The sequence below is a fragment of the Oryzomonas sagensis genome (assembly GCF_008802355.1).
Classification (GTDB): Bacteria; Desulfobacterota; Desulfuromonadia; order Geobacterales; family Pseudopelobacteraceae; genus Oryzomonas; species Oryzomonas sagensis.
In genome coordinates this window covers 1103798-1127822 of the sequence record NZ_VZRA01000001.1, presented here as the reverse complement: position 1 = coordinate 1127822, position 24025 = coordinate 1103798, and the positions used below count along the sequence as shown (strand labels likewise).

Below are 24025 nucleotides of genomic sequence, written 5' to 3'. Positions count from 1 at the left end.
TTTACCCCTTCTGTAGTATATCTTGAATCCGTTTAAGCTGAGTTTTTACGCTGCTGTCAAAGGCCGTATCGCCGATCTGGGTCACGACGCCGCCAAGAAGGGCTTTGTCCACCGTCACCTGCGGCACCACCTTCTTGCCGGTCTTCTTCTCCAGGGCGCCCTGGATGGAGGCCACCTGGGCGTCGTCCAGCGGGAAGGCGGTCCTGATGAAGGGGCGGATGACGCCGGAATGTTCATCGGCCAGTTTTTTATAGGTTTGAACGATCTGGTCGAGGAAGGACACCCGGTTCTTGTCCACCAGAAGGAGCAGGAAGTTGCCGACCAGTTCGGAACAGTTGGCCTTTGCCACCAGTTCCTTCATGATCTCTTTCTTCTGCTCGGCGGTGAAGGCCGGATTCCCAAATGCGGCCCGCAATTCCCCGTTGCCGGCGAAGAGGCGATCAATCGCAGCCAATTCCTCGCTGAAGCGGTCGATCAGGTCGGCCTCCGAGCCAAGCTGCACCAAAGCCTTGGCGTATCGTCTCGCAATCGTATTGTTGATCACTGGATCTGTACCACCTTGTCAAGATATTCGCCGACAAATCGGTCGTGGTCGGCCTTCTGGATGGCACCGGTCAACTTGCCGGTGGCAATCTCCACCGCCAGGCGTGCGGCCTCGGCACGCAGTTCGGCGCGGGCCTTGAGGGTTTCCTGCTCGGCCGACTGGGTCGCCTGGAGGGCGATTTTCTGAGCGGCAACCTGAGCCTCGGCGATAATGCGCTCTTTTTCCTGCTCCCCTTCACGGATGATGGCGGCATGGAGCTCGTCGATTTCCCGGGATGCCTGATCGAGCTTGGTGCTGTACTCGGCCAGCTTGGCTTCGGCGGCGGCCTTCCCCTCCTGGGCGTCCTTCAAATCCTTTTCGATCTGGCTCTGCCGGGCGGCCAGCGTACCCTTGACATTGGCCTTTTTCAGGGCCCACACGAGGATGCCGACCAGAACGGCAAAGTTGAGCACCCGCCACCCCAAATCCTTCATCTGGGCGGCGGCGTGGTCGGCCTGGTGCGCGCCTTCGCCCCCCTCGTTGGCAAAGCCGGTCGAGGCGGCCAGAACGATGACGGCAACGTAGACCAGGGAGAAGGCAATTTTTTTCGTACGATCGGATACCATCAACATGTTACAGGCTCCTCCCCAGGATTTTCTCGCAGATGTCGCCGGACAGGGCCTCGGCCTGCTGTTTCAGCAACGCGCGGGCATCGGCGGCCTCCTTGGCCACTTTACCGCGAATGGCCTCCAAAGAGGCGGTTGCCTCCTTGCGTGCCTTCTCCAGCACCGCCGTCTCCTCAGCCTGCGCTTCCTTGAGGGCCTCGGCCCTGCGGCCGGCGGCTTCGGTTTTGGCGTCCCGCAGGCGGGCCTCGTAGCGGGTCATCTTTTCCTGAACCTCCAGGTCGACGGAGGCGGCCTTTTCACGGGCAGAGTCGATCACCTGGCGGCGGTCGGCCAGAACCTTGCGGATCGGCTTGTAGAGGAAAACGTTGAGAATGAGGACGAGGATGCCGAAGTTAATGACCTGGACAACGAATGCCAAATTTAATTCAATCACGACCTACCCCTTGCAGGCATGCATAAATTGTATACCTGTATACTGTATCCATCAGATATCGGACCTAGCTACCACATATTTCAACACTTTGTCAAGACGTATTGCAAAGAAAACCGTCGGATTTCAGCGGGCGGCGGTGGCGGGCACCGAGCAACGGAACGGGGACAAGCGGCATTCCCCCCGCAATTCTTACAATTCGAGCAGGTCGATGATGCGGGTCAGTTCATCGGGGTCGCTGAAGTGAATCTCCAGCCTCCCCCCCTTGGTGCCGACCCTGCGGATGGCGACCCGCGCCTGGAATCGCTTCTGCAACTGCTCCTCCAGGGCACCCATGAGCAGATCGGGTTGCTGCGGGCGTTTGTGCGGCACCGGGTGGGGGTTCATCTTCAGCCGCCGCACCAGGTTCTCAGCCTCACGGACGCTCAACTGGCGCTGCACGATCTCATGACGGGCCTTGAGGATCGACTCGGGGCTTTCCAGGGCCAGGAGGGTGCGGGCATGGCCCATGCTCATGCGCTCTTCCACGATATCCTGCTGGACCTCAGGGGGCAACTTGAGCAGGCGCATGGAGTTGGTGACACTGGTGCGGTTCTTGCCGACCCGCTTGGCCACGTCCTCATGGGAGATGCCGAAATGCTCCACCAGGGAGCGATAGGCCTGGGCCTCCTCGATGGCGTTCAAATCCTGGCGCTGGATATTCTCGATCAGAGCCAGTTCCAGCACCGCATCTTCGCTGGCCTCGCGGATAACCACCGGCACTTCCCGGACACCCGCCTTCTGGGCGGCGCGCCAGCGGCGCTCACCGGCGACGATCTCGTAGAAGCCGTCCTTTTTGGTCACCACCAGCGGTTGGATGATGCCCTGCTCACGTATGGAGGCGGCCAACTCGTCCAGTTTGTCCGCCGCAAAAAACTTGCGGGGCTGATTACGGTTGGGCCGGATTTTCTCGATCGGGCAGATGAAATAATCGGAGCGTCCCTCGGCCGTATCCACAACCTGCAGCAACGCCGCCATCCCTCTCCCGAGGCCGCCTTTCTTAACCATTGGCTGTCTCCCTCTGGATTATTTCCCGGGCCAGTTGCAGATAGCTGGCGGCACCGCGTGACGATATGTCGTAGTGAATGACCGGCTTGCCGTGGCTGGGGGCCTCGGCCAGACGAACGTTGCGCGGAATGACCGCATCGAAGACCTGATCGGGGAAGTGGGTCCTGATCTCCGCCATGACCTCTTTGCCCAGGTTGCCGCGGGAATCGAACATGGTCAGCAGGATGCCCTCTATCTTCAGCAACGGGTTAAGCCCCCTCTGGATCAGGTGGATGGTGTGCAGTATCTGGGAAAGCCCCTCCATGGCGTAGAACTCGCATTGGAGCGGGATCAGCACGGAATCGGCCCAGGTCATGGCGTTGACGGTCAACAGATTGAGCGACGGGGGGCAGTCGATGATGATGTAACGGTACTGCTCCACCAGGGAGGCAAGGGCGAACTTGAGCTTCAACTCCCGGCCGATTTCAGAAGCCAGTTCCAGTTCCGCGCCGGCAAGGTCGGAGTTGGCCGGTATGACGTGCAGGAAGGGCTGCCCGATGTCCACGATCAGGCTCTGGGCATCGATCTCGTCGACGAGGGCGTCGTAGATGGTCTGCTTCAGCCGGGACTTGTCGATTCCCACACCGCTGGTCGCGTTGCCCTGCGGGTCGATGTCAACCAAAAGCGTCGGCTTCTCGGCCGCCGCCAGCGAGGCGGCCAGATTGACGGCGGTGGTGGTCTTGCCGACCCCACCTTTCTGATTGGCGATGCAGATTATCTTGGACATGACAGCACGGGCCTTGCCTGATACGAATTGCGATTATAAATCGCCGAAGGGCGAAAAATTACCATAAAGTTCCCAAGGTGCAAAGCATATTTTTCCAGAGACCATCCGTGGTTTATTGACGACGGTCAAGTGTTTTTCGTCGGGAGCGGCTTAAGATCAGGTCGAATTGATCATGTATGAAGCGAGGTTACGTCACATGCAAAAATTGCTCATGCCACTCTGCGCCCTGGCGATCGGCCTCTGCGTGACTACGGGTGCCGAGGCATTCGAATGCAAGGTCTGCCACAGCAAGAATCCCCGCATGGTTGCCATGCACACGGCCCTTCAGGGACAGAACTGTTTCGGCTGTCACAAGGTTGGAGACAGACTGATGGGCAAGAGGGAACCGAAAGACATGGAGAGCTTGCTGAAACGCCGGGTCGCCGCCGCGGAATGCGTACGGTGCCACGGCAAAAAGGAATGAATGCGGACGATTACCTGTTCCGGATGGTGTATCGCTCCAGGGCCTTCATCCCGTCGAGGCCGAGTTTTTCATGATCCGGGCAGAGTGCGTTGCTACGGTCCGGCCACTGACGGCAAGGGGCATGCGCAACCGGTAGGCGGCAGAAGAGCGCCCCCAGCGTCAGGGGATCCCGCACTGCCGCAGACAGGCTTCGAATGCCCGGTCCAGGGGAGCTTCGAGACGGATCTCCCTACCCTTTTCGTTGTCGAAGGAGAGCTGCGCACAGTGCAACATCATACGCTCCGCCGGTGCGCCGCCATAGGTGGCGTCGCCGACGATGGGCAGTCCCGACGCATCCAGGTGGACGCGGATCTGGTGGGTGCGTCCGGTCAGGGGATGCGCCTCCACCAGGGCGCCCCCGGCGGCGGCAGCCACCACGCGGAACTCGGTCAGGGCCGACCTGCCTCCCGCCATGATGCCGTAGCGCGACGTGCCCAACTTGCCGATAGGGCCGTCCACCCGCCAGGCCTCCTGCGGCGGCTGCCCGCTGACCAGGGCCAGATACCGCTTGTCCGCCAGCCCGTCGTGAAAGCGGGCCGAAAGCCAGGCAGCGGCCCTCCTATGCTTCGGGAACACCATCACCCCCGAGGTGCCCCGGTCGAGGCGGTGGATCACCCGGGCCGGCTCGTTGATCCCGTGCTGACGAAAGTATTCGGCGACCCAGAACTCCATGGTCCCCTTGAGCTGATAGGGGGTTCGCTGGGTATTCGCCCCGGCCGGCTTGTTGACCGCAATCAGCTCGTCGTCCTCGTACAACAGCGCCTCGGGCGGAAGGACGAGTTCCTGGAACCGACCCGGCTCCATCACGCCCACCTCGACCGTATCCCCTTGCTTGACGGTGCGCGACGCCACCCGGACCATGGCGCTGTTGACGCTGCAGCCGCCACGGTCGATGATTCGCCGTGCCTCGGACTTGCTGAGGCCGTCGAACAAGAGCGCCACGGCATCGTCCAGCCGCCGCCCCCCCTGATTTTCTGCCACAATTTTCTTACATATCATGATCCCGTTACTACCCCGATTCCCTGCTGCAATGCAATCAATAAACCTAAAAACAGCAGAAGGTGAAACCAGTCAATCAGCAAATTGTCATGTAACCAACTGAAATCATTCTTTGTGCCCTTTGTGTCTTTGTGGTGAACTGCTTTATAGAGAATAAATTCCCTGTGGAAAATGAGGCTCTTCTTTGGTACCCTCTGCCACCATGAGTTTTGAACCGCTTCACCATATCCCGCTACTGCGCGGCCCGGTACCGTTGACGCATCTGCTGCTGCGGCACTTTGTCCGCTCCGGCGACCGGGTCGTGGACGCCACCTGCGGCAACGGCAACGACACGCTCCTGCTGGCGGAGCTGGTGGGGCCGACCGGCAAGGTCTGGGGTTTCGACATCCAGCGGGAGGCCGTGGACGGCACCGCCCGCAAGCTGGCGGCACAAGGGTTTGAGGAGCGGGTGACCCTGGTGGCCGCGGGTCACGAGACCATGGCCGGACAGGTCGAGGCCGGTCTGAGCGCCGTGGTCTTCAACCTGGGATACCTGCCGGGGGGCGACCGCAGCGTCATCACCCGGCCGGAAACCACCGGGGCGGCGCTGGAACAGGCTTTGGGCCTCCTGGCGCCGGGCGGCATCGTGGCGCTGACCATCTACCCCGGCCACAGGGGGGGCGACGCAGAGCGGCGCCTGGTGGAAGAATGGGCGGGGCAACTCCCGGCACCGCTGTTCCATGCCTGGCGCATGGGGCAGACCAATGTCACGGCCGACGCGCCCTACGTTATCTGCGTCCAGAAGGGGGCCTGACATGCTGCGCTCCCTGCTCCCTTTCGTCGTCATCCTGCCCTCTGTGGCCTACAGCCTGATTGCGCTTGCCTGTGCCCGGCGCTTCTTCTCCGTACCGCCCCCCCGCTCGCCGGAGGCCCCGGCCGTGACCATCCTGAAGCCGGTCAAGGGGATGGATGCCGGGAGTTATGAGAACTTTGCCTCCTTCTGCCGGCAGGAATACGCAGGCCCGGTGCAACTGCTGTTTGCCGCGGCATCGGCGGATGATCCGGTCATTCCGGTCATTCACCGGCTCAGGGAGGAGTTCGGCGGCGACCGCGTCGCCCTGGTGGTCAACCCGGCCATCCACGGGCCGAACTACAAGGTTTCCAACCTGATCAACGCCTTTCCCCAAGCGCGGCACGACATCATCATCGTCTGCGACAGCGATATCCGCGTTCCCCCGGACTACCTGAAAAGCGTGACCGCCCGTTTCAGCGATCCACGGGTGGGCCTGGTCACCTCGCTCTACCGCACCTCCAGCGTTCCCACCATCGCCGCGGCCATCGAGGCGACCGGCTTTACCGCCGAGATGATCCCCAACGTCCTGGTGGCGCTCCACCTGGAGGGGCTGTCCTTCGCCCTGGGCGCCTCCATGGCCGTACGCCGGGAAGCCCTGGCCTCCATCGGCGGTTTTGAGGCCCTGGCCGACTACCTGGCCGACGACTACCAACTGGGGAACAAGGTGCACCGTGCCGGCTGGCGCATCGCCCTGGACGGCACCTTCGTGGAAAGCATGCTCAAGGCGGAAGATGTGGTGACGGTACTCGCGCGGCAACTGCGCTGGGCCCGCACCATGCGGGCCAGCAGGCCGGGAGGCTACCTGGCGTCCGGCATGACGCTCCCTTTCCCCGAAGCGCTCCTGGCGGCATTCGTCGCCCCGTCGTTCCCCCTGGCATTGGCCGCAATTGCCCTGCTCTATTGCGTGCGCCTGGCCGTCACCACCGCCTTCAGCCGCCGCTTCGTCCGCGACAACCTTCTCCCCGTCTGGCTCTGGCTGATCCCGCTCCGGGACATGCTGGCCTTCTTCACCTGGGCGCTCTCCTTCCTGGGCAATCGCGTCGAATGGCGCGGCAGCCGCTTCCGGCTCAGGCCGGGGGGCAAGATCGAGGAGCTCGCCTGACTATTTCGCCCTCCCCCCCGGCACATCAAGGACACCCGCGAGGCGAGGCGAGCAGGCAACTTCCCCAGGCCGCAGGACAGCGGCCCGCTTACCGCCGCTTTCTCCGGCATCAATTTTCCCGATTGGAAAAATTCCATGAAGTGCTTGACAAATGGCTGTGCGAACATTATAAATATGAATGACTATTCATTCAACACCAGTTCATGCTTTACATTTGCCAATAACGTGCCGTGGAGAATAATCTTTCATTATTTCAGAGGATGTGTGGCGTGTTCAGTCCGGTTCAGGCCTTAGGCCAGATAACAATAAAACATGTGCGGGGCCTGGGGAGAATGGGATGGTTTATCCTGTATTCCCTCTATATGATTGCCCGCCGGCCGGGCCGTCCCCGTTACATACTCAAACAGATGCGCTTCATCGGCACCAAGTCGCTGTTCGTCATCGTGCTGACCGCCGCCTTCACCGGGATGGTCCTGGGTCTGCAGGGCTATTACACCCTGGCAAAATTCGGTTCCGAGGGGATGTTGGGGACCGCCGTGGCCCTCTCCCTGATCCGCGAACTGGGTCCGGTGTTGTCGGCCCTGATGGTGACCGGCCGGGCGGGCAGCGCCATTACCGCCGAAATCGGCATCATGCGCATCAGCGAGCAGATCGACGCCATGGAAACCATGGCGCTGGACCCCTTCAAGTACCTGATCACCCCGAAGTTCATCGCCGCCATGATCTCGCTGCCGCTGTTGTGCGCGCTCTTCGATGTCGTCGGCATCTACGGCGGCTGGCTGGTGGGGGTCAAATTGCTGGGTGTCAATCCCGGCGCCTATTTTTACGAGATGGAGAAATCGGTGGAATGGCGCGATGTCTACTCAGGCATCGTCAAATCATTCTCGTTCGGAATTATCATTGCCTGGATCGGCTGCTACAAGGGCTATTTCAGCGGCCATGGCGCCGAGGGCGTCTCCCGGGCCACGACGGAATCGGTCGTGCTTACCTCCGTCATCATCCTGGTGTGGGACTACTTCCTGACCTCAATACTCTTATGATCAAACTGACCGACGTACATAAATCATTCGGCACCCAGATGGTTCTCAACGGCCTCGACCTCGAGATCCCCGAGGGTATGATTACGGCCATCATCGGCCCCAGCGGCGAGGGCAAGAGCGTTCTGCTCAAGCATATCATCGGCCTCCTGCAGCCGGATAGCGGCAGCATCGAGGTGGACGGCGAGAACATCCAGGGGTTGCGGCGCTCCCAGTTGAACCGCATCCGGGAAAAGTTCGGCATGCTGTTCCAGAATGCGGCCCTGTTCGACTCCATGAGCGTGTTCGAGAATGTGGCTTTCCCGCTCCAGGAGAAAACGAAGCTGTCCGGGGCCGAGATCCGCCGGCGGGTGCTGTCGGCCCTGGAGGATGTGGGGCTCAAGAACGTCGAAAACAAGTTCCCGGACGAACTCTCGGGCGGGATGAAGAAACGGGTCGGACTGGCGCGGGCGGTGGTTCTCAACCCCAAAATCATCCTCTTCGACGAACCGACCACAGGGCTCGATCCGGTCATCAAACGGGCCATTCACCACCTGATCCGCGAGACCCATGCCAAATTCGGCTTTACGGCGGTGATCGTTTCCCATGAAATCCCGGAGATCTTCGATATCGCCCAGAACGTGGCCATGCTCTACCAGGGAAAGATCCTCCAGCACGGGACGCCGGACGAGATCCAGAACTCGACCCACCCGGTCGTCCGGCAGTTTATCAGCGGAAGTCTGGACGGCCCCATTCATATGGTGTAAAAATATAGTGAGGAAGCAGGAACCATGAACATGGCAAAATTGGAAATGATGGTCGGCGCATTCATGATCGTCGGCATACTCTGCCTGGGCTACCTCTCCATCAAGCTCGGCAAGATGGAATTGATGGGGGGCGACTACTACACGGTTTCGGCCAAATTCGACTCGGTGTCGGGGTTGAAGCCGGGGGCGCGGGTGGAGATCGCCGGCGTGGAGGTCGGCAAGGTCGACCGCATCGAGCTCGATCCCAAGGGTTGGGACCAGGCCCTGGCCTACCTCAAGATCAAGAGCGGCACCAGGATCGGCGACGACGTCATCGCCTCCGTCCGCACCAGCGGCATCATCGGCGACAAGTTCATCAAGCTCAAACCGGGCGGCTCCGACCACTTTCTCAAGAACAACGACACGATCCGCGAGACCGAATCTGCCATCGACATAGAAGAACTGGTCAGCAAGTTCATCCACGGAAAGGTCTGATCCAAGGGGAAGCACCATGAAATCGCTCTTCACATCGCTCCTGATCGTCGGAGCGCTCTTTGGCCCCCCTTCCAGCAGCCACGCCGCAGAAGATGCCGCCCAGGGCAACCTGGTGCTGGGGCTGAACGACTGCATCCGCATGGCCCTGAAAGCCGCGCCGGAACTGGGCGAGGCCCAGGCCGATATCGAGCAGACCGCCAGCAAGCTGGATGAAGCCAAATCCTACCGTTATCCCCAGCTAGAGGTCATGAGCCTGTTCGGCCCTGCACCCCAGGCCCGGGCGCAGGACATTACCCCCACGATCGCCACCGACAGGAGTACCAGGCTCAACAGGCTCACCTGGTTTACCAGCGCCGACGCCACGCTTATTCAGCCGCTCTACACCTTCGGCAAGATCTCGGAGAACATGAAGGCCGCCACCCACGGCATCGAAGTGGACCGTTCCCGCAAGGAGCAGCGGGCCAACGAGATAACCCTCAAGGTGCGGGAGTACTATTACGGCCTGATGCTGGCCCGGGAGCTGAAAGAGGTGGTGCTCGAGGTCCAGGAAGACTTGGCTGCGGCGCGGAAAAAGGCGCAAAAACTTCTGGACGACGGTTCCGAATCGGTCGACCAGATTGATATTTACAAACTGGACGCCTTCTCCGGTGAGGTCGCCAAACTGCTGGAAGAGGCCCAAAAGGGCGAGAAGCTGGCCCTGGCGGCGCTCAAGACGCGCCTCGGGCTTTCGGCCATTACCCCGCTGGACATCGGCAGCGAGCGGCTGACCATGGACGAGGAGACTGTTCCCTCCTATGACGCCTTTGTCGACAGGGCGCGTTTGCGGCGCCCCGAATTCCGCCAGATAGCGGAGGGCATCAAGGCCCGGGCAGCGCTGGTCGAGGCGGCGAAGGCCAACTACTATCCCGATGTCTTCCTGGGCGGCCTCGCCTCCTGGGCCTACGCCGATGACCGGGACCGCATCAACAACCCCTATATTACCGACCAGTACAAGCATTTTTACGGCGGAGCCGCCCTGGGGCTGCGCTGGAAGCTGGATTTCGGCATCACCGGCGCCAAGGTGGCCGGCGAGCAGGCCCAGTATAACCGGCTGCTCAGCACCAAGGAGTTTGCCGACGCCAATATCCCGTTGCAGATCAAAAAATTCTACCTGGACCTGAAGGAGGCCGAACAGAGCGTTACGGCAACCCAATCGGCCTACTCCAACGGGAAGAAATGGGCGGTGGCGGCCCTGGCCAACTTCGATTTCGGCGTCGGCCCGGCCAAGGAGATATTCGATGCCCTGCAGGCCTACGCCCGCATGCGCGCCGCCTACTTCCAATCGATCTACAACTACAAGATTGCCAGGGCCAACCTGGATTATGCCGTCGGCGAAGCACCACTGGACGGCGCCAAATAAGCGGGAGGAAACGATGTTGAGACGTTACGCAGTAGCTGTCGTCACCGGGCTGTTCCTGGCAAGCAACGCCTTTGCCGGGGCGACCGACGATGTGAAAAAGACCGTGGACGAGGTGGTCCACGTCGTCTCCGACAAAAACCTGAAGAAACACGACCAGCAGAGGCGTCAGGCCCTCAAGAAGACCATCAGCGTTATCTTCGACTATTCCGAGATGGCGAAACGCTCCCTCGGCAAGCATTGGAGCCAGCGTAGTCAGGCGGAACGCCGGCAGTTTACCGACCTCTTCGCCTCGCTTCTGGAAAACTCCTATGCCGGCAAGATCGAGTCCTACAACAACGAAAAGATCATGTACCTGAAGGAAACCGTCGACGGGGACCATGCCGAGGTCAGGTCCAAGGTGATCACCCCGAAACGCGACGAATACTCGCTGGACTACCGCCTGCTCAAAGAGAACGGCAAGTGGATGGTGTACGACGTGGTCATCGAGGGGGTCAGCCTGGTCTCCAACTACCGCACCCAGTTCAACAAGATCATCACCACCAACGGCTACAATGAACTGGTAAAGAAACTCAAGACGAAAACCGATGAACTGAAGGCCCCGTAACAGCGTAACAAGGCACGAATTTTATCGTTAAAAGTTCTTGACACGTGCTTTATGTCTATGATAAACGACACGGGCAGCAAGTTTCGGAAGTTTTTGCAGAACGTTGCAGTATCAAGTTTTACCAAGCTTGGCGGTTTTCCTGCATCAAGACTCCGGAAACTTAAGCGGTAACCCATCTGTTCCGGCGACGGTCCGGAGAAAAAAGGAGGTAGGAAAATGGCACAGGGCAAGGTTAAATGGTTTAACGACACCAAGGGTTTCGGCTTTATCGAGCAGGAAGGCGGCGAGGACGTATTCGTACATTTTTCCGCCATCGCAGGCGACGGCTTCAAATCCCTCGCTGAAGGCGACGCGGTCACCTTCGACATTACCCAGGGCCCCAAAGGCCTCCAGGCTTCCAACGTCAACAAGATCAAGTAATTCAAGCCACCCATGAACACCAAAAACCCGCTGCCACCTCAGCGGGTTTTTTTTGTCCCTGGCTTCGCAACCGGCGGCCGGACCGCCATCTTGCCCGCCACGCCCAGCAGCGCCGCCGCATCTTCACGTCCCATCTCCCTGAGCGCTTCCAGCACCTTGTTCCGCTCGTCCGGTTGGTGCCACAGCAAGAGCGCCTTCTGCTGCCCCTTCTCCCGGTCGCTGACCGGAACATACACCCGTTTGCCGTTTGCCGGATCGATGCCGGTGTAGTACATGCAGGTGGAGAGCGTTCCCGGCGTTGGGGTGAAATCCTGAACCTGTTCGACGGTCAGCCCCAGCTTCTTGAGCGCCAGGGCCAGATCCAGCATATCCGCCACGGTAGAGCCGGGGTGGCCCGAGATCAGGTAGGGTATGAGATGCTGCCGTTTGCCGAGGCGAATGCTCTCCTCGCGGAAACGGGTGAGAAAACGTTCGAAGGCCTTCCTCCCCGGTTTGCGCATCAGGGCCGTGACATGCTCCGCGAGATGCTCGGGGGCGATCTTGAGCAGGCCGCTCACATGATGCCCCACCAGTTCGCTAAAATAGCCCGGTTGCCGTTCCATGAGGTCGTAGCGCACCCCCGACGAGACCGCCACGTGTTTGACCCCCTGCCGGTTCCGTACCCGCTGCAAGAGGGCGACGGCACGCTTGTCGGTCGTATCCAGATGGGCGCAGACGGCGGGGAAGAGACAACTCTCCCGGCGACAGACCCGCATGGCCTCGGGATTTTTGCAGGCCAGACCGTACATATTGGCGGTCGGCCCGCCCACGTCGCTGATGCTGCCCCGGAACCACCTCTGGCGGGACAGGGCGTCCACCTCGGCGATAATGGAGGCCTCGCTGCGGGACTGGATCACCTTGCCCTGGTGCATGGTGATGGCGCAGAACGCGCAACCGCCGAAACAGCCCCGATGGCTGGTGATGGAGGTCTTGATCTGCTCCCAGGCCGGTATCTGTTCCCGGTAGGAGGGATGGGGCGTCTTTTCATAGGGGAGCGCATAGACCCTGTCCATCTCCGCCTGGTTCAGGGGGAGGGCCGGCGGATTGCACACCAGCAGGCGGTCGCCGTGGGGCTGGACAAGCGTCCGGGCGGAGAAGGGGTTTTGCTCCCGGTAGGCCAGGCGGAACGCCTCGGCGAACTTTTTCCTGTCAACGGCCACATCGTCGAAGGAGGGGATGGACACGCTCCCCTTGCCCTCGGGATCTGTCGGGCCGTCTTCAGCCCCCCGCCCGACACGGCAGGTGCCCCGCACGTTGCGTATCTCCGCAAACGGCTCCCCCTCTGCCATGCGCCTGGCCACCTCCAGCAGGGGCGCTTCCCCCATGCCGTAGATCAAAAGGTCGGCCTTGGCGTCCAGGAGAATCGAGCGGCGCACCTTGTTCTCCCAATAGTCGTAGTGGGCAAAACGGCGCAGGGAGGCCTCAATGCCGCCGATGACCACCGGCACGTCCTTGTAGGCCTCTTTCAGACGCGAGGTATAGATGATGGTGGCGCGGTTGGGGCGGGCCCCGTGGCGGTTGCCCGGGGTGTAGGCATCATCGTGGCGCAGCTTGCGCGCCGGCGTATAGTGGGCCACCATGGAATCCATGGCCCCGGCCGATACGGCAAAGAACAGCCGCGGGCGCCCCAGCGCCATGAAGGGTTCCTTTGAGCGCCAGTCCGGCTGGGGGATGATTCCCACCCGGAAACCGTGGGCCTCCAGCCAGCGGGCCAGGAGCGGAATCCCGAAGGCCGGGTGGTCGATGTAGGCGTCGCCGCTGACAAAGACGACGTCCAGCTCGTCCCACCCCCTGGCCCTCGCTTCAGCGAGGTGTATGGGCAGGTGCCCGGTCACGGGAAGAGCGCCAGGCCGTCCAGGCTCAAGGTCTCCGGGAACCCGCAGGCGAGGTTCATGTTCTGCACCGCCTGGCCCGAGGCCCCTTTGACCAGATTGTCGATGGCCGAAACCACGATGACCCGCCCGGTACGGCCGTCAACCAGGGGTGCGATATCGCAGAAGTTGGACCCGCGCACGAAAGCGGTGGAAGGGAGGCTCCCCTGGGGGAGCACGCGCACGAAGGGCTCGCCGCTATAGAACTCCTCGTAGAGGGCGACCAATTTCCCGGTTGTCGTCTCTTTTGCCGGGGTCGCGTAGATGGTGGAGAGTATCCCCCGGTCCATGGGGACCAGATGCGGCGTAAAGGTGATTTTGAGGCCGGCCCCAGCCAACAGCGACAACTCCTGCTCGATCTCCGGCGTATGCCGGTGAGCACCGCCGACGCCGTAGGCCTTGAAGCCTTCATTGACCTCGCAGTACAGGCCGTCGACCTTGGCCGACCTGCCGGCGCCGCTTGTGCCCGAGGCGGCATCGGCGATGATGCCGTGCGGGTCGATCAGCCCCCTTTTCAAGAGCGGCGCCAGGCCGAGGATGATGCTGGTGGGGTAACAGCCGGGGTTGGCCACCAGCCGGGCCCCCTTGATCTTGACCCGCCTGATCTCCGGCAGGCCGTAGACCGCCTTTTTCAGGTTGGCCGGGTTGAGGTGTTTTTCGTACCAGGCCCCATAGACGTCCGGGTCGGAGAGCCGGTAGTCGGCCGACAGGTCGATCACCGTTTTCCCCAACCTCAGGAAGGTGGGCACCACCTCCATGGCCGCCTTGTGGGGCAGGGCCGTGAAGACGACGTCGGCTTTTTCCGCAACCCGTACCGGCTCCAGATTTTCAAGCACCAGATCGCAGCGCCCCCGCAGGGTGGGGAAGACCTCGGAGACCCGCTTCCCGGCGCTCTGCTCGGAGGTCAGGCAGGTCACCGCGACCTCGGGGTGACAGTGCAGGATGCGGATCAACTCCAGGCCGGTGTAACCGCTGGCTCCGACAATGGCGACGTTCAACATGGCAAACCTCCTGAAAGGTTGAAAATTCAGGTTGTTCAAAAATAGTCAGATCGTCGCACCCACAGAATGCCCCGAGGAGGCGTAGCAGCGCTACGCCGCACGAAAGGGCGTTCGAGGATGGCGGCGAGATGGCTGTTTTTCAACAACCTCCAAGCAAAAAAGGGGAAACCCTTGCGGATTTCCCCTTCTACCATACCAGTGCGGCGTAATCCAGCGATTAACGCTTGGAGAACTGGAACCGTGCGCGGGCTGCGGCTCTACCGTATTTCTTACGTTCTTTCACGCGGGAATCGCGGGTAATGAAACCCGCCTTCTTGAGCACGCCGCGCAATTCGGCGTCGGTTTCCAGCAGGGCCTTGGTGATGCCGTGCTTGATGGCACCGGCCTGACCGGAGTCGCCGCCCCCCTGAACCGTTACGTAGATATCGTACACGCCGACCTTCTCGACCAGTTCCAACGGCTGACGCACGACCATTTTGGAGGTCTCGCGGCCGAAATACTCGTCAAGGGTCTTGTCGTTGACCGTAATCTTGCCGGCGCCCGGCTTGAGCCATACGCGGGCTATCGAGCTCTTGCGTTTTCCTGTACCATAATAGCTGACTGCTGCCATATCGTGTATCTCCTCAGAGTATTAAAATGCCAGGTTCTTGGGCTGCTGGGCGTCGTGGGGATGGCTGGCGCCTGCATAGACCTTGAGCTTCTTGAGCATGTGCCGGGCAAGTTTGTTCTTGGGGAGCATGCCCTTGACAGCCTTGCGGATGAGGTCTTCCGGTTTTTTCTCCAGAAGCTTGCCGGCAGTGATCTCTTTCAGTCCACCCGGAAAACCGGTATGGTTGTAGTAGACCTTGCCATCCAGCTTGCGGCCGGTCAGTGCGATCTTCTCGGCGTTCACCACGATAACGAAATCACCGGTGTCCACGCTGGGGGTAAAAATGGCCTTGTTCTTGCCGCGCAACACATTGGCGACCTGGGTGGCAAGACGTCCCAACACGACATCCTGCGCGTCCACAATATACCAATCACGTTTTACGTCTTCCGCTTTTGCAACTTCGGTTTTCATAGCTTCCTCACATGCTGCACGATCTGTTAGAGACAGACCATGGTTTTTTCGAAGAGATGTAACTTACTGAAAGAATGGCGGCCTGTCAACAAAAAAATCAGACTCTTTAAATATTTGGGCAGAGTCTCCGATTTATTCGGGATTTCAGCGGCCCGTCAGTGCCCTGACTGGCACAGCTCCGTCAGGACGCCGTTACTGCTCTTGGGATGCACGAAAGCGATCCGCGTCCCATGGGCGCCGCTTCTCGGCCGCTCGTCGATCATCCGCGCCCCGTCGGCCAGCAGCCGGGCTATGGCCGCCTCGATATCCTCCACCTCGTACGCCAGATGGTGAATGCCGGGACCGTTCTTTTCCAGGAACTTCGCCACCGGGCTGTCCTCGCCGGTCGGCTCCAGGAGTTCGATCTTGGATTCGCCCACCTGCAGCATGGCGACCCGCACCTTTTGCTCGGCAACCTCTTCGATGCCCGCAAAGGCCATCCCCAGATTGTCCCGGTAGAACGGCAGGGTCTCATCGAGGGACCGCACGGCAATGCCGATATGATTGATCTTGGTAAGCATGGAAACCTCTCTTTCTAACAGGTTGTTCAAAAATAGCCAGATCGTCGCACCCGCAGAAAAGCCCCGCGGAGGCAGCCCTCTCTCTATCTCTCCCCCAGAGGGGGAGAGCATGCTTTGCCCTCTCCCTCCGGGAGAGGGATTGGGTGAGGGACCGCAGCGCTACGCCGCACGAGGGGTTTTCGAGGACGGCGGCGAGATGGCTGTTTTTCAACAACCTTCTACAGCACCACGGTTTCGTGGTGCTTGCCGAACACCTCCCTGAACACATCCGCGATCTCGCCCAAGGTCGCGTAGGACTTGACCGCCTTCAGGATGTGGGGCATGAGATTGTCGCTCCCCCGGGCGGCCGTTTCCAAGGCACTCAGGGCTGCCCGTACCGCCGCGGCGTCCCGTCCGGCCTTCACTGCGCCCAGGGTCTGTTTCTGGGAGATCTCCACCTCCTCCTTGACCTTGAGCAGGCCGGCGGGCGGCGGTTCCTGGACGGTGAATTTGTTGACCCCCACGATGACCATATCGTTGGACTCGATAGCCTTCTGGTAGGCGTAGGCCGAATCCTGAATCTCCTTCTGCTGGAAGCCGCGGGAGATGGCCTCCACGGCCCCGCCCAGCTTGTCGATTTTCTCGATGTACTCCATGGCCGCCTTTTCCACCTGATCGGTCAGGGACTCCACCAGGAACGAGCCGGCCAAAGGATCGATGGAATCGGCCACGCCCGATTCGTAGGCGATTACCTGCTGGGTGCGCAGGGCGATGCGGACCGAATCCTCGGTCGGCAGGGCCAGGGCCTCGTCCCGGGAATTGGTGTGCAACGACTGGGTGCCCCCCAGCACGGCCGCCAGGGCCTGGATGGTGACGCGCATGATGTTGTTGTCCGGCTGCTGGGCGGTCAGGGTGCAACCGGCGGTCTGGGTGTGGAAGCGGAGCATCTGTGACTTGGGGTCCTTGGCGCCGAAGCGCTCCTTCATGATCCTGCCCCAGATACGGCGTGCGGCGCGGAACTTGGCCACCTCCTCCAGCAGGTTGTTGTGGGCGTTGAAGAAGAAGGCCAGACGCGGGGCGAACTCATCCACGTTCAGCCCGGCCTTGATGGCGGCCTCCACGTAGGCGATGCCGTCGGCCAGGGTAAAAGCAACCTCCTGCACCGCGCTGGAACCCGCCTCGCGGATATGGTAGCCGGAGATGGAGATGGTGTTCCACTTGGGCACGTGATCCTTGCAGTAGGCGAAGATGTCGGTGATGATCCGCATGGACTCTTTCGGAGGGTAGATATAGGTCCCGCGGGCCATATACTCCTTGAGGATATCGTTCTGGATGGTGCCGGAGATCTTGTCCGCCGGAACCCCCTGTTTCTCGGCCACGGCGATGTACATGCAGAGCAGGATGGCGGCGGTGGAGTTGATGGTCATGGAGGTGGAAACCTTGTCCAGCGGGATGCCGTCGAAGAGAGTCTCCATATCGGCCAGGGAGTCGATGGCGACGCCGACCTTGCCGACCTCGCCGGCTGCCATGGCCGCATCGGAGTCATAGCCCATCTGGGTCGGCAGGTCGAAGGCGACGGACAGCCCTGTCTGGCCCGCCTGGAGCAGGTACTTGTAGCGTTCGTTGGACTCCTTGGCGGTGCCGAAACCGGCATACTGGCGCATGGTCCAGAAACGGCCGCGGTACATGGTCGGCTGCACGCCACGGGTGTAAGGGTACTGGCCGGGGAGCCCGAGCTGGTCGCCGTAGCCGGGGTAATCGAATTCCGGGGTAAAACAACGCTCCATTTCGATGTTGGAACTGGTACGGAACTCCGGTTTGCGCTCCGGCGACTTGGCGATACTTTTCGCAACGATGCCGTCCTGCCACGCCTTCTTGTCTTCGGGAATACTCATGAGATGATCTCCTCACCATTGAAAATGATAGAACTATCTACCCTATACGCAGATCAGCATGTCTTTATTTTTGCATGCAGAGACATGGGATGGCGCTATACTAGAGGCATACCTCACCTACCCCTTTGTCGCCACGGTTCTCCAGGTATCCGACGGAAAGGAACAGACCATGAAATGCCCCCTATGCAGCAGCTACGACTACAGCGCTATCGACCTGCAGACCGACGGATTTGCCGAGCAGATCATGGAATGCCGTTCCTGCGGGACCGTATGGTCGATTAATCACGGCGCTGTCGAGATCGTCAAGGACCCCCATAGAAAGTCGTTTCTGCAGGCACAATCGGAGTGCGTGGAGGGGGACGACACCAACTCCTCCGGCCCCTAGCATCCCCCGCGTTCACGAAATCAGCGGACCCCGTTTTTCAGGCGGGGTCCGCTGATACCTCGGGGATCAAGAGCCGGTCCCGGCGCCGTTCCTTACCCCATGAGCCGGATTGCCGGTCAGATGACCGCCTTCAGGTATTCGGCCGTCCGTTCGCGCTTCTCGCGTTCCAGAACCTTGGGGTCCACCTCGACGAATTTCTCGTCAGGCGTGATCTTGAAGAGCGGTTGCCCCTTCTGCACGATCGTCCCGTCGCCGCCGTCCATGATGATCTTGTCGATAGTCCCGGAGAACTGCGCCTTGATCGTGTTGAACATCTTCATGACCTCGATGATGTAGAGCGGCTGATCCTTCTCGAAGTGCATCCCTTCATAGACGAACATGGGGAGTCCCGGCGCTTCCTGGCCATAGTACATCCCCCCGCAGGCGGCGACGATTTCATCGGCCTTGGTTGCGGGCGGCGGCACCAGGATCTTTTTCATCCGCGCCTGCAGGTCCGGGTCGGTGAGGTAATCGGGAATGACGATCTCCAGGTCGTCCTGGACGTGCATATCCCAGAACCGGGTGTTTCCGCCGACCAGGAACAGCATGCCGAGCAGTTCGAGTCCGGCCTCGTAGCCGAAATGGGCTGAACGGATCTGGTCCCACTGCTCGGCGTCAAAGCCGCCCTGGGGTTGTTCCTTTTTCAGCAGTTCGTTGAGCTGGAAATATTCGTCGCGCGCCAGACCCAACTTCTCGCGCAGGGTACGGTAGAAATGCAGCGACTGCTGGAGCAGTTCGTTGTCATGGTTCCAGATGATCTCGGCCGCCGGTTTGTGCGGACGATAGGACATGTGCATATATTCGTACGTCTCGTTGAGGACGCCCAAGGGGTTGCGCAGCCAAATGACGCGTCCCTTCTCGATGCGGAAGTTGATCGTATTCATGCTCAGCCAGCCGGAGAGCAGGTGGGGGTCACCCAGGAGGCGCTCCATGGGGCGGGTGATCAGGGTCCCCTTGCGGTCCAGCAGGGCCGACATGTGTTTGCGCTCCCTGGCGCACACCTCGGGCTGATCGGCGTATTGTTCGCAGACGATCTTGTCATAGTGCTTCTTCATCTGCAGGAAGGCGTACACCGGGTCCAGCCTGTTGGCCTCTTCCTTCAGGGTTCCGACCAGGGTCAGGTACGGGACCACGAACCGGGTGGTCGGCTTGGCCATGACGTTCCTGCCCAAAAACCAGTTCACGAGGCCGTAATGGAACTCCAGGTTGGTCGCCAGCGCGCTGCCCCGCAGTGTGGTGCTGCGCAATACCTCGGACAGATGCTCGTAGCTGGCGAAGCGGTCCTCCCCCTTGGTCAGAAGGAGGGCAATATTGGAATCATAGGCCCCGGCCACCTTGTACTTCATGAAGACGGCGGTGTCGGGGTTCAGCATGCTGATCCCCTGATCGTCCCGGATCTCCCCTTCGATCGGCTTCGACCAGTAGCGGATCATGCCGCCGGCGTGGGGGGAAAGGGAGGCGTCGGTGGCGTTCAGGCGGGCCTCTACGGCCGCATTGAAACGGACGATCCGCTCCGGTTTGGGGAGGCGCTTCTTGTGCCGCGCCAACAGTGCCATGGCCTCCACCAGGGATTCGACGACAAAGAAGTCGTTTTTGTTCTTGGGATTGACGAACTTGAGGCTGTAGCAGAGCTCCGTGACCCGGTGTTCCACCTGGATACGGGTGTTCACCTCCATGAAATAGTGACGGTCGCGGTCAACGATGCACTCGAAGGTCGAGGCCGAGTCCAGGCCGACCGCCTGACCGAAACGGGCCGATTCCTCTTCCATACGCTGGAGCACCTTCAGGTCGCTCTCCAGGGCTTTGACCTCTTCCTTCCTGCCTGCTGCCTTTGCCTTGGCAATGGCCGCGGCCAGGCTTTCCTGGGTGACGGAGACCTCCAGCAGCTTCTGTTCATGCATCTGCAGGGAACAATCACGCCCGCCAAGGGCGATGCACCACTCGCCGTTGCCCAAGAGCTGGATCTCGTTGTGGCGGGTCTGCTCGATGTTGAGTTCGATCAGGATGTTCTTGTTGTCGCCGACGCCGTTGGCCTTGACCTCGTTGAGGATCTCCCGGACCATGGCCGGCGCCTCGGCGGCCGCCTTGGCGATCATCTTTTCGTCGGCATGCTTCGCCGCCAACAGCGCGGCGCCGACGATGCGCTGCCCCTTGCCGCCGCCGCCGCCGATGGCCTTCAGGCGGAAACGGTTACGGGGGTAGTTGCGGAACAGTTCGGCCACCTCGTTCTGGACCTGGGCGCACAACTCCTCGATGGTAAAGAGGTCGATCCCCTTGGCATAGGAGGCGGTCAGGACATGGTCGGCCAACGCTTCAAGCGGCACCTTGGCGTCCTTGAGCACCTTGGCATCGCAGACGAGCCCCTCGGCCTTGACCAGCGCCAGGAGCTTCTCGCGGGTGGGATGCTTCTTGAGCAGGGTCAGGGCCGTTACGTTGTTGACGCCGGGGGTGACGCTGACATTCACCGTAAGGGCGGTCCGTTTGGCTTCGTCCTTTTTGCCGGCCCGGGCCTGGGTATTTGCGCAGGGACCGATGAAGGCGAGGCCGGCCTTCTCGATCTCGGCAACGAATTCCTCATCCTCGGCCATGAAGCCGTAGCCGGCAAAGATCGAGTCGTAACCGTTATCCAGGGCGATCTCGATGATCTGGTGGATGCGCTCCACCCGCTCCTCCTTGCTGGCGCCGGTATAGTCGGGCACGCGATGCACCCGGTTGGAATCGGTCAGCTGGCGCAGTTCGGGGGCCAGGGCGGTGGGATACACGATGGAATCCTTTTCGGAGAGCAGGATACCGTAGTGGGTGATGCCCATCTCCTGGTACACATCCATCGCCTCCTTCCGGATCGGGCCGCGGCAGACGATGAGCGGCTTCAGGTCCTCGCAGGAAAAGGAGCGCACCCACTCGGAAGCGGCACTGCTCAGGCGACGGGCCCGGTGGGTCAGGGGGTTGTTCAGGTAGTAATCGGAAGCTTGTGACATGGGTCTCTATCTCCAATCTCGTCGTAAAATAGATTAGTGGAACTCGCGCTGCACGCCCTGCATTGGAGAAGGCTTGTAATGGCGGAGGAAGAAATTCAGGTTCTCGCCAAGCACCTTGCGCAGGTCCGTGGGCATCACGAGTGAGGAGATGGAGCCCAGGCTGAGCGCTTCTTTGGGGTTCATCAGCTCCTTTTCATAGCGGAGGTTCAGTTCGGCCTCCCGCGCCTTCAGCCACTCGGTCGCGTCCTTTTCCGCCTCTTTCTTGGCCTCGCCCGGCTCCATGCCGGCCGCGGTCCGCTCCTGGGTCCCCTGCTTCACCTGCTCGGCGACCGCGTTGCGCACCTTGCGCAGTTCGTCCTTGTAGACGAACTCCTTGCCGGCCGGCCCCATGACCGCCAGGCGGGTGGTCGGCAGCGCCAGCACCAGGTCGGCGCCGGTGGGGTAGTTGTTATAGGAGGCATAGGCCCCGCCGTAGGCGTTGCGGATGATCAGCAGGATGCGCGGGGTTCGGATATCCACGATGGAATCCAGCATGGCGCGGCCGGCCTGCACGATGCCGCGGGCCTCCTGCTCACGCCCCGGCAGGAAGCCGGTGGTATCCTCCATGAAGATCAGCGGGATGTTGTAGATGTTGCAGAAACGGTTGAAGCGGGCGATCTTGTAGGCCGCATCCACATCGATCTGGCCGGAGGCCACGGCGCTGTTGTTGGCCACGAAACCGACCACGTTGCCCCCCAGGCGGCCAAAGGCGGTGATGGCATTGCGCGCCCGATCCCGCTGCATCTCGAAATAGTCGCCATGGTCGCAGATCTGCTGGATCATAATCGACACATCGAAGGGGGTATTGAAGCCGGTGGGGGAGTTGAAGGCCTTTTTCAGGAGCGTGTTGATCTCCCAGGTCTTGCGGTCGAGGGGGTCGCTCGTCTGTTGGAAAGGGGCCAGGACGCTGTTGTTGTCCGGCAGGTAGTTGAGCAGTTGAAGCGCGCTTCTCAGGGCGCCCACCTCGTCCTCGACCGTGAGGTCGGCAACGCCCGACAGCCCGTGCACCTTGGGTCCGCCGAGCTCCTCGGGGGTGACATCCTCACCCAGGACCGACTTGACGACGCCGGGGCCGGTCAGGCCGAAGAACGTATCGTTGGGCTGGATCACAAAGCTGCCCTGGCGGGGGAGGTAGCTGCCGCCGCCGGCATTGAAGCCGAACATGCACATGATGCTGGGGACAACGCCGCTGATCTTGCGCAGCGCCGTAAAGGCCTCGGCATAGCCGTCCAGGCCGCCGACCCCCGCAGGCACGTAGGCGCCGGCGCTGTCGTTCATGCCGATCAGCGGGATTCCCTTTTCCCCGGCCATCTGGAACAGTCGGGCCAGTTTGTTGCCGTTGGTGGCGTCCATGGAACCCGCCCGGACCGTGAAGTCATGGCCATAGACCGCCACATCTCGGCCGCGGATATTGAGGATGCCGGTTACCAGGGAGGCGCCATCCAGGTTCTTACCCCAGTTCTGGAACAGGATATTCGGCTCGTTTTCGGTAAGGACGCGGATCCTCTCCCAAACGGTCATCCGCTTTTTAAAGTGCTGCTTTTCGATCTGATCGATCTTGACCGATCTGATGGGGCGATGAATCAGGTCATGACCATCCTTCATCACCTCTTCATAACCGCCGGTCTTGCCGGGGATCTCTCCGGGAATCGTGAATTTGACAACCTCAGGCGGGGCAAACGGGTTTTGCAGTGACGGCTTAATCGCTTTCTTGGACATCTCCGCTATCCTTCCGATACAGGGGATTTTTTTAGCAGCGTCAGGTTCTATTCAGCAAACACATCTTGTTTATTGTGCATGAAATTGCCATGGGAACAGAAGGGGCGGCAGGAGCGGACTTGCCGTGTCCCGGAGGGAAACTACCTCGTTTTCATTCGGAAACTACGGATGAAAACGAGCAGTTTCCGATTCGGAAAGGAGGGCTTTTTGACTCGACCTTACGGTCGCCTCCTTCGGAGCGCCTTCGCGGTCCAACTCGCGGTGCTCGTTGTCGTCCAGGCCAAGCAATCCCGAAGATTGACGCCGCATGGGCGGAAAAGAACCTTTTTCCGGGCGGAAACTACCTCGTCACGACGGCCAGCACCTTCACCTCTTCCCCGTCCTTGGAAAGCAGGCGATGCTTCAGGGCGGAATCGAAGTAGACGCAATCCCCTTCGTAGAGGGTGATCTTGCGGTCATCCAGCAGCAGGTCGGCCGTTCCTTTCATGACGAAAAGGAACTCCTCGCCGTCGTGGCTGTAGGTGTTCTCCTCAAGCGCCTTTTCCGCGACCGTCAGAAGAAAGGGCTCCATCTTCTTGCTCTGCTTGCGGAAGGAAAGCGATTCATAGGAATAGCCCTGGCTCGTACCGGCGCGGGAGATCACCCGCGGAATAACCTTGCGCTCGTTGGAACGGACCACCTCGAAGCGGCATTCCTCCTCGTCCTCGGCAAAGAACATCCCGATCTTGACATCAAAGAACTTGGCAATCTTGGACAACGTGGCAATGGGCGGAGAGACGTTGTTATTCTCGATCTGCGAGATGAGGGCGGGAGAAAATCCCGTTTCCCTGGCCACTGCCTGAAGGGTCATTTTCTTCGCGAGGCGCAATTTTTTGATTTTTGCCCCAATATTGAAGTCGCTCATTCATACCCTGCCAGAAATAGAACCCATTTTTATGCCGGGCTTTGTATAC

At 60.6% G+C, this 24025-nt stretch carries 25 protein-coding genes; 10 read left to right on the top strand and 15 right to left on the bottom strand.

What is annotated here, in order from left to right; genetic code table 11:
• Nucleotide 1: 1 nt before the first annotated feature.
• From F6V30_RS05065 to F6V30_RS05045, 5 genes are all read right to left on the bottom strand, one after another.
• Nucleotides 2-544: a F0F1 ATP synthase subunit delta gene (locus F6V30_RS05065; RefSeq protein ID WP_151155534.1), complete on the bottom strand. Its 543-nt coding sequence runs from the start codon at nucleotides 542-544 to the stop codon at nucleotides 2-4.
• On the bottom strand, nucleotides 541-1155 hold the full coding sequence (locus tag F6V30_RS05060; protein WP_151155532.1) for a F0F1 ATP synthase subunit B family protein: 615 nt from the start codon (nucleotides 1153-1155) through the stop codon (nucleotides 541-543). Before F6V30_RS05060 ends, F6V30_RS05065 begins: the two co-directional genes overlap by 4 nt.
• 1 nt (nucleotide 1156) lies before the next feature.
• Nucleotides 1157-1582 (bottom strand): ATP synthase F0 subunit B, encoded by a 426-nt coding sequence (locus F6V30_RS05055; RefSeq protein ID WP_151155530.1) that lies wholly within the window; start codon nucleotides 1580-1582, stop codon nucleotides 1157-1159.
• A gap of 189 nt (nucleotides 1583-1771) precedes the next feature.
• Nucleotides 1772-2626, bottom strand: coding sequence for a ParB/RepB/Spo0J family partition protein (locus F6V30_RS05050; protein WP_151155528.1), 855 nt, complete (start codon nucleotides 2624-2626; stop codon nucleotides 1772-1774).
• Nucleotides 2619-3392, bottom strand: a complete 774-nt coding sequence (locus tag F6V30_RS05045) for a ParA family protein (protein WP_151155526.1) — start codon at nucleotides 3390-3392, stop codon at nucleotides 2619-2621. The genes F6V30_RS05050 and F6V30_RS05045 overlap by 8 nt, the downstream gene beginning before the upstream one ends.
• 196 nt (nucleotides 3393-3588) lie before the next feature.
• Between F6V30_RS05045 and F6V30_RS05040 the strand changes: the two genes are divergently transcribed.
• Nucleotides 3589-3855: a cytochrome c3 family protein gene (locus F6V30_RS05040; protein WP_151155524.1), complete on the top strand. Its 267-nt coding sequence runs from the start codon at nucleotides 3589-3591 to the stop codon at nucleotides 3853-3855.
• Nucleotides 3856-4014: 159 nt separating this feature from the next.
• On the opposite strand, the gene F6V30_RS05035 is transcribed toward F6V30_RS05040, so the two are convergent.
• Nucleotides 4015-4893 (bottom strand): RluA family pseudouridine synthase, encoded by an 879-nt coding sequence (locus F6V30_RS05035; RefSeq protein WP_151155522.1) that lies wholly within the window; start codon nucleotides 4891-4893, stop codon nucleotides 4015-4017.
• A gap of 184 nt (nucleotides 4894-5077) precedes the next feature.
• Here F6V30_RS05035 and mnmM point away from each other — a divergent pair, with 184 nt between their 5' ends.
• The 8 genes from mnmM (at nucleotide 5078) to F6V30_RS04995 (ending at nucleotide 11507) form a co-directional block, all read left to right on the top strand.
• Nucleotides 5078-5686, top strand: coding sequence for a tRNA 5-(aminomethyl)-2-thiouridylate-methyltransferase MnmM (gene mnmM / locus F6V30_RS05030; RefSeq protein WP_246163212.1), 609 nt, complete (start codon nucleotides 5078-5080; stop codon nucleotides 5684-5686).
• A 1-nt stretch (nucleotide 5687) separates the two neighbouring features.
• A complete protein-coding gene (gene hpnI, locus F6V30_RS05025; RefSeq protein ID WP_151155520.1) occupies nucleotides 5688-6827 on the top strand; it encodes a bacteriohopanetetrol glucosamine biosynthesis glycosyltransferase HpnI in 1140 nt (379 codons plus the stop codon).
• A 332-nt stretch (nucleotides 6828-7159) separates the two neighbouring features.
• A complete protein-coding gene (locus F6V30_RS05020) occupies nucleotides 7160-7867 on the top strand; it encodes an MlaE family ABC transporter permease (RefSeq protein WP_275938124.1) in 708 nt (235 codons plus the stop codon).
• Nucleotides 7864-8610 (top strand): ABC transporter ATP-binding protein, encoded by a 747-nt coding sequence (locus F6V30_RS05015; protein WP_151155517.1) that lies wholly within the window; start codon nucleotides 7864-7866, stop codon nucleotides 8608-8610. The genes F6V30_RS05020 and F6V30_RS05015 overlap by 4 nt, the downstream gene beginning before the upstream one ends.
• Before the next feature lie 30 nt (nucleotides 8611-8640).
• Entirely contained in the window at nucleotides 8641-9084 is a 444-nt protein-coding gene (gene mlaD, locus F6V30_RS05010; protein WP_275938123.1) for an outer membrane lipid asymmetry maintenance protein MlaD, read from the top strand.
• A 16-nt stretch (nucleotides 9085-9100) separates the two neighbouring features.
• On the top strand, nucleotides 9101-10483 hold the full coding sequence (locus F6V30_RS05005) for a TolC family protein (RefSeq protein WP_151155513.1): 1383 nt from the start codon (nucleotides 9101-9103) through the stop codon (nucleotides 10481-10483).
• Nucleotides 10484-10496: 13 nt separating this feature from the next.
• Nucleotides 10497-11087, top strand: coding sequence for an MlaC/ttg2D family ABC transporter substrate-binding protein (locus F6V30_RS05000; protein WP_151155512.1), 591 nt, complete (start codon nucleotides 10497-10499; stop codon nucleotides 11085-11087).
• Between the two features lie 216 nt (nucleotides 11088-11303).
• Nucleotides 11304-11507 carry a cold-shock protein gene (locus F6V30_RS04995; RefSeq protein ID WP_149307399.1) on the top strand — a complete coding sequence of 68 codons (204 nt, stop codon included), beginning with the start codon at nucleotides 11304-11306 and terminating at the stop codon, nucleotides 11505-11507.
• Nucleotides 11508-11545: 38 nt separating this feature from the next.
• On the opposite strand, the gene F6V30_RS04990 is transcribed toward F6V30_RS04995, so the two are convergent.
• From F6V30_RS04990 to F6V30_RS04965, 6 genes are all read right to left on the bottom strand, one after another.
• The gene (locus F6V30_RS04990; protein WP_151155511.1) at nucleotides 11546-13381 is read right to left on the bottom strand and encodes a YgiQ family radical SAM protein; all 1836 of its coding nucleotides are present in this window, start codon (nucleotides 13379-13381) and stop codon (nucleotides 11546-11548) included.
• The gene (gene argC, locus F6V30_RS04985) at nucleotides 13378-14418 is read right to left on the bottom strand and encodes an N-acetyl-gamma-glutamyl-phosphate reductase (RefSeq protein WP_151155510.1); all 1041 of its coding nucleotides are present in this window, start codon (nucleotides 14416-14418) and stop codon (nucleotides 13378-13380) included. Before argC ends, F6V30_RS04990 begins: the two co-directional genes overlap by 4 nt.
• 217 nt (nucleotides 14419-14635) lie before the next feature.
• Nucleotides 14636-15028, bottom strand: a complete 393-nt coding sequence (gene rpsI, locus F6V30_RS04980; protein WP_149307402.1) for a 30S ribosomal protein S9 — start codon at nucleotides 15026-15028, stop codon at nucleotides 14636-14638.
• A 21-nt stretch (nucleotides 15029-15049) separates the two neighbouring features.
• The gene (gene rplM / locus F6V30_RS04975) at nucleotides 15050-15478 is read right to left on the bottom strand and encodes a 50S ribosomal protein L13 (protein ID WP_151155509.1); all 429 of its coding nucleotides are present in this window, start codon (nucleotides 15476-15478) and stop codon (nucleotides 15050-15052) included.
• 155 nt (nucleotides 15479-15633) lie between these two features.
• Entirely contained in the window at nucleotides 15634-16038 is a 405-nt protein-coding gene (mce, locus tag F6V30_RS04970) for a methylmalonyl-CoA epimerase (protein WP_151155508.1), read from the bottom strand.
• Between the two features lie 218 nt (nucleotides 16039-16256).
• Nucleotides 16257-17912, bottom strand: a complete 1656-nt coding sequence (locus tag F6V30_RS04965) for an acyl-CoA mutase large subunit family protein (protein WP_151155507.1) — start codon at nucleotides 17910-17912, stop codon at nucleotides 16257-16259.
• A 169-nt stretch (nucleotides 17913-18081) separates the two neighbouring features.
• Between F6V30_RS04965 and F6V30_RS04960 the strand changes: the two genes are divergently transcribed.
• A complete protein-coding gene (locus F6V30_RS04960; protein ID WP_151156413.1) occupies nucleotides 18082-18297 on the top strand; it encodes a hypothetical protein in 216 nt (71 codons plus the stop codon).
• A gap of 116 nt (nucleotides 18298-18413) precedes the next feature.
• On the opposite strand, the gene F6V30_RS04955 is transcribed toward F6V30_RS04960, so the two are convergent.
• The 3 genes from F6V30_RS04955 to F6V30_RS04945 form a co-directional block, all read right to left on the bottom strand.
• Complete coding sequence (locus F6V30_RS04955) at nucleotides 18414-21314, bottom strand: ATP-binding protein (RefSeq protein WP_151155505.1); 2901 nt, start codon at nucleotides 21312-21314, stop codon at nucleotides 18414-18416.
• A gap of 33 nt (nucleotides 21315-21347) precedes the next feature.
• On the bottom strand, nucleotides 21348-23072 hold the full coding sequence (locus tag F6V30_RS04950) for an acyl-CoA carboxylase subunit beta (RefSeq protein ID WP_151155503.1): 1725 nt from the start codon (nucleotides 23070-23072) through the stop codon (nucleotides 21348-21350).
• 340 nt (nucleotides 23073-23412) lie between these two features.
• Complete coding sequence (locus F6V30_RS04945) at nucleotides 23413-23976, bottom strand: helix-turn-helix domain-containing protein (protein WP_151155501.1); 564 nt, start codon at nucleotides 23974-23976, stop codon at nucleotides 23413-23415.
• Nucleotides 23977-24025 lie beyond the last annotated feature (49 nt).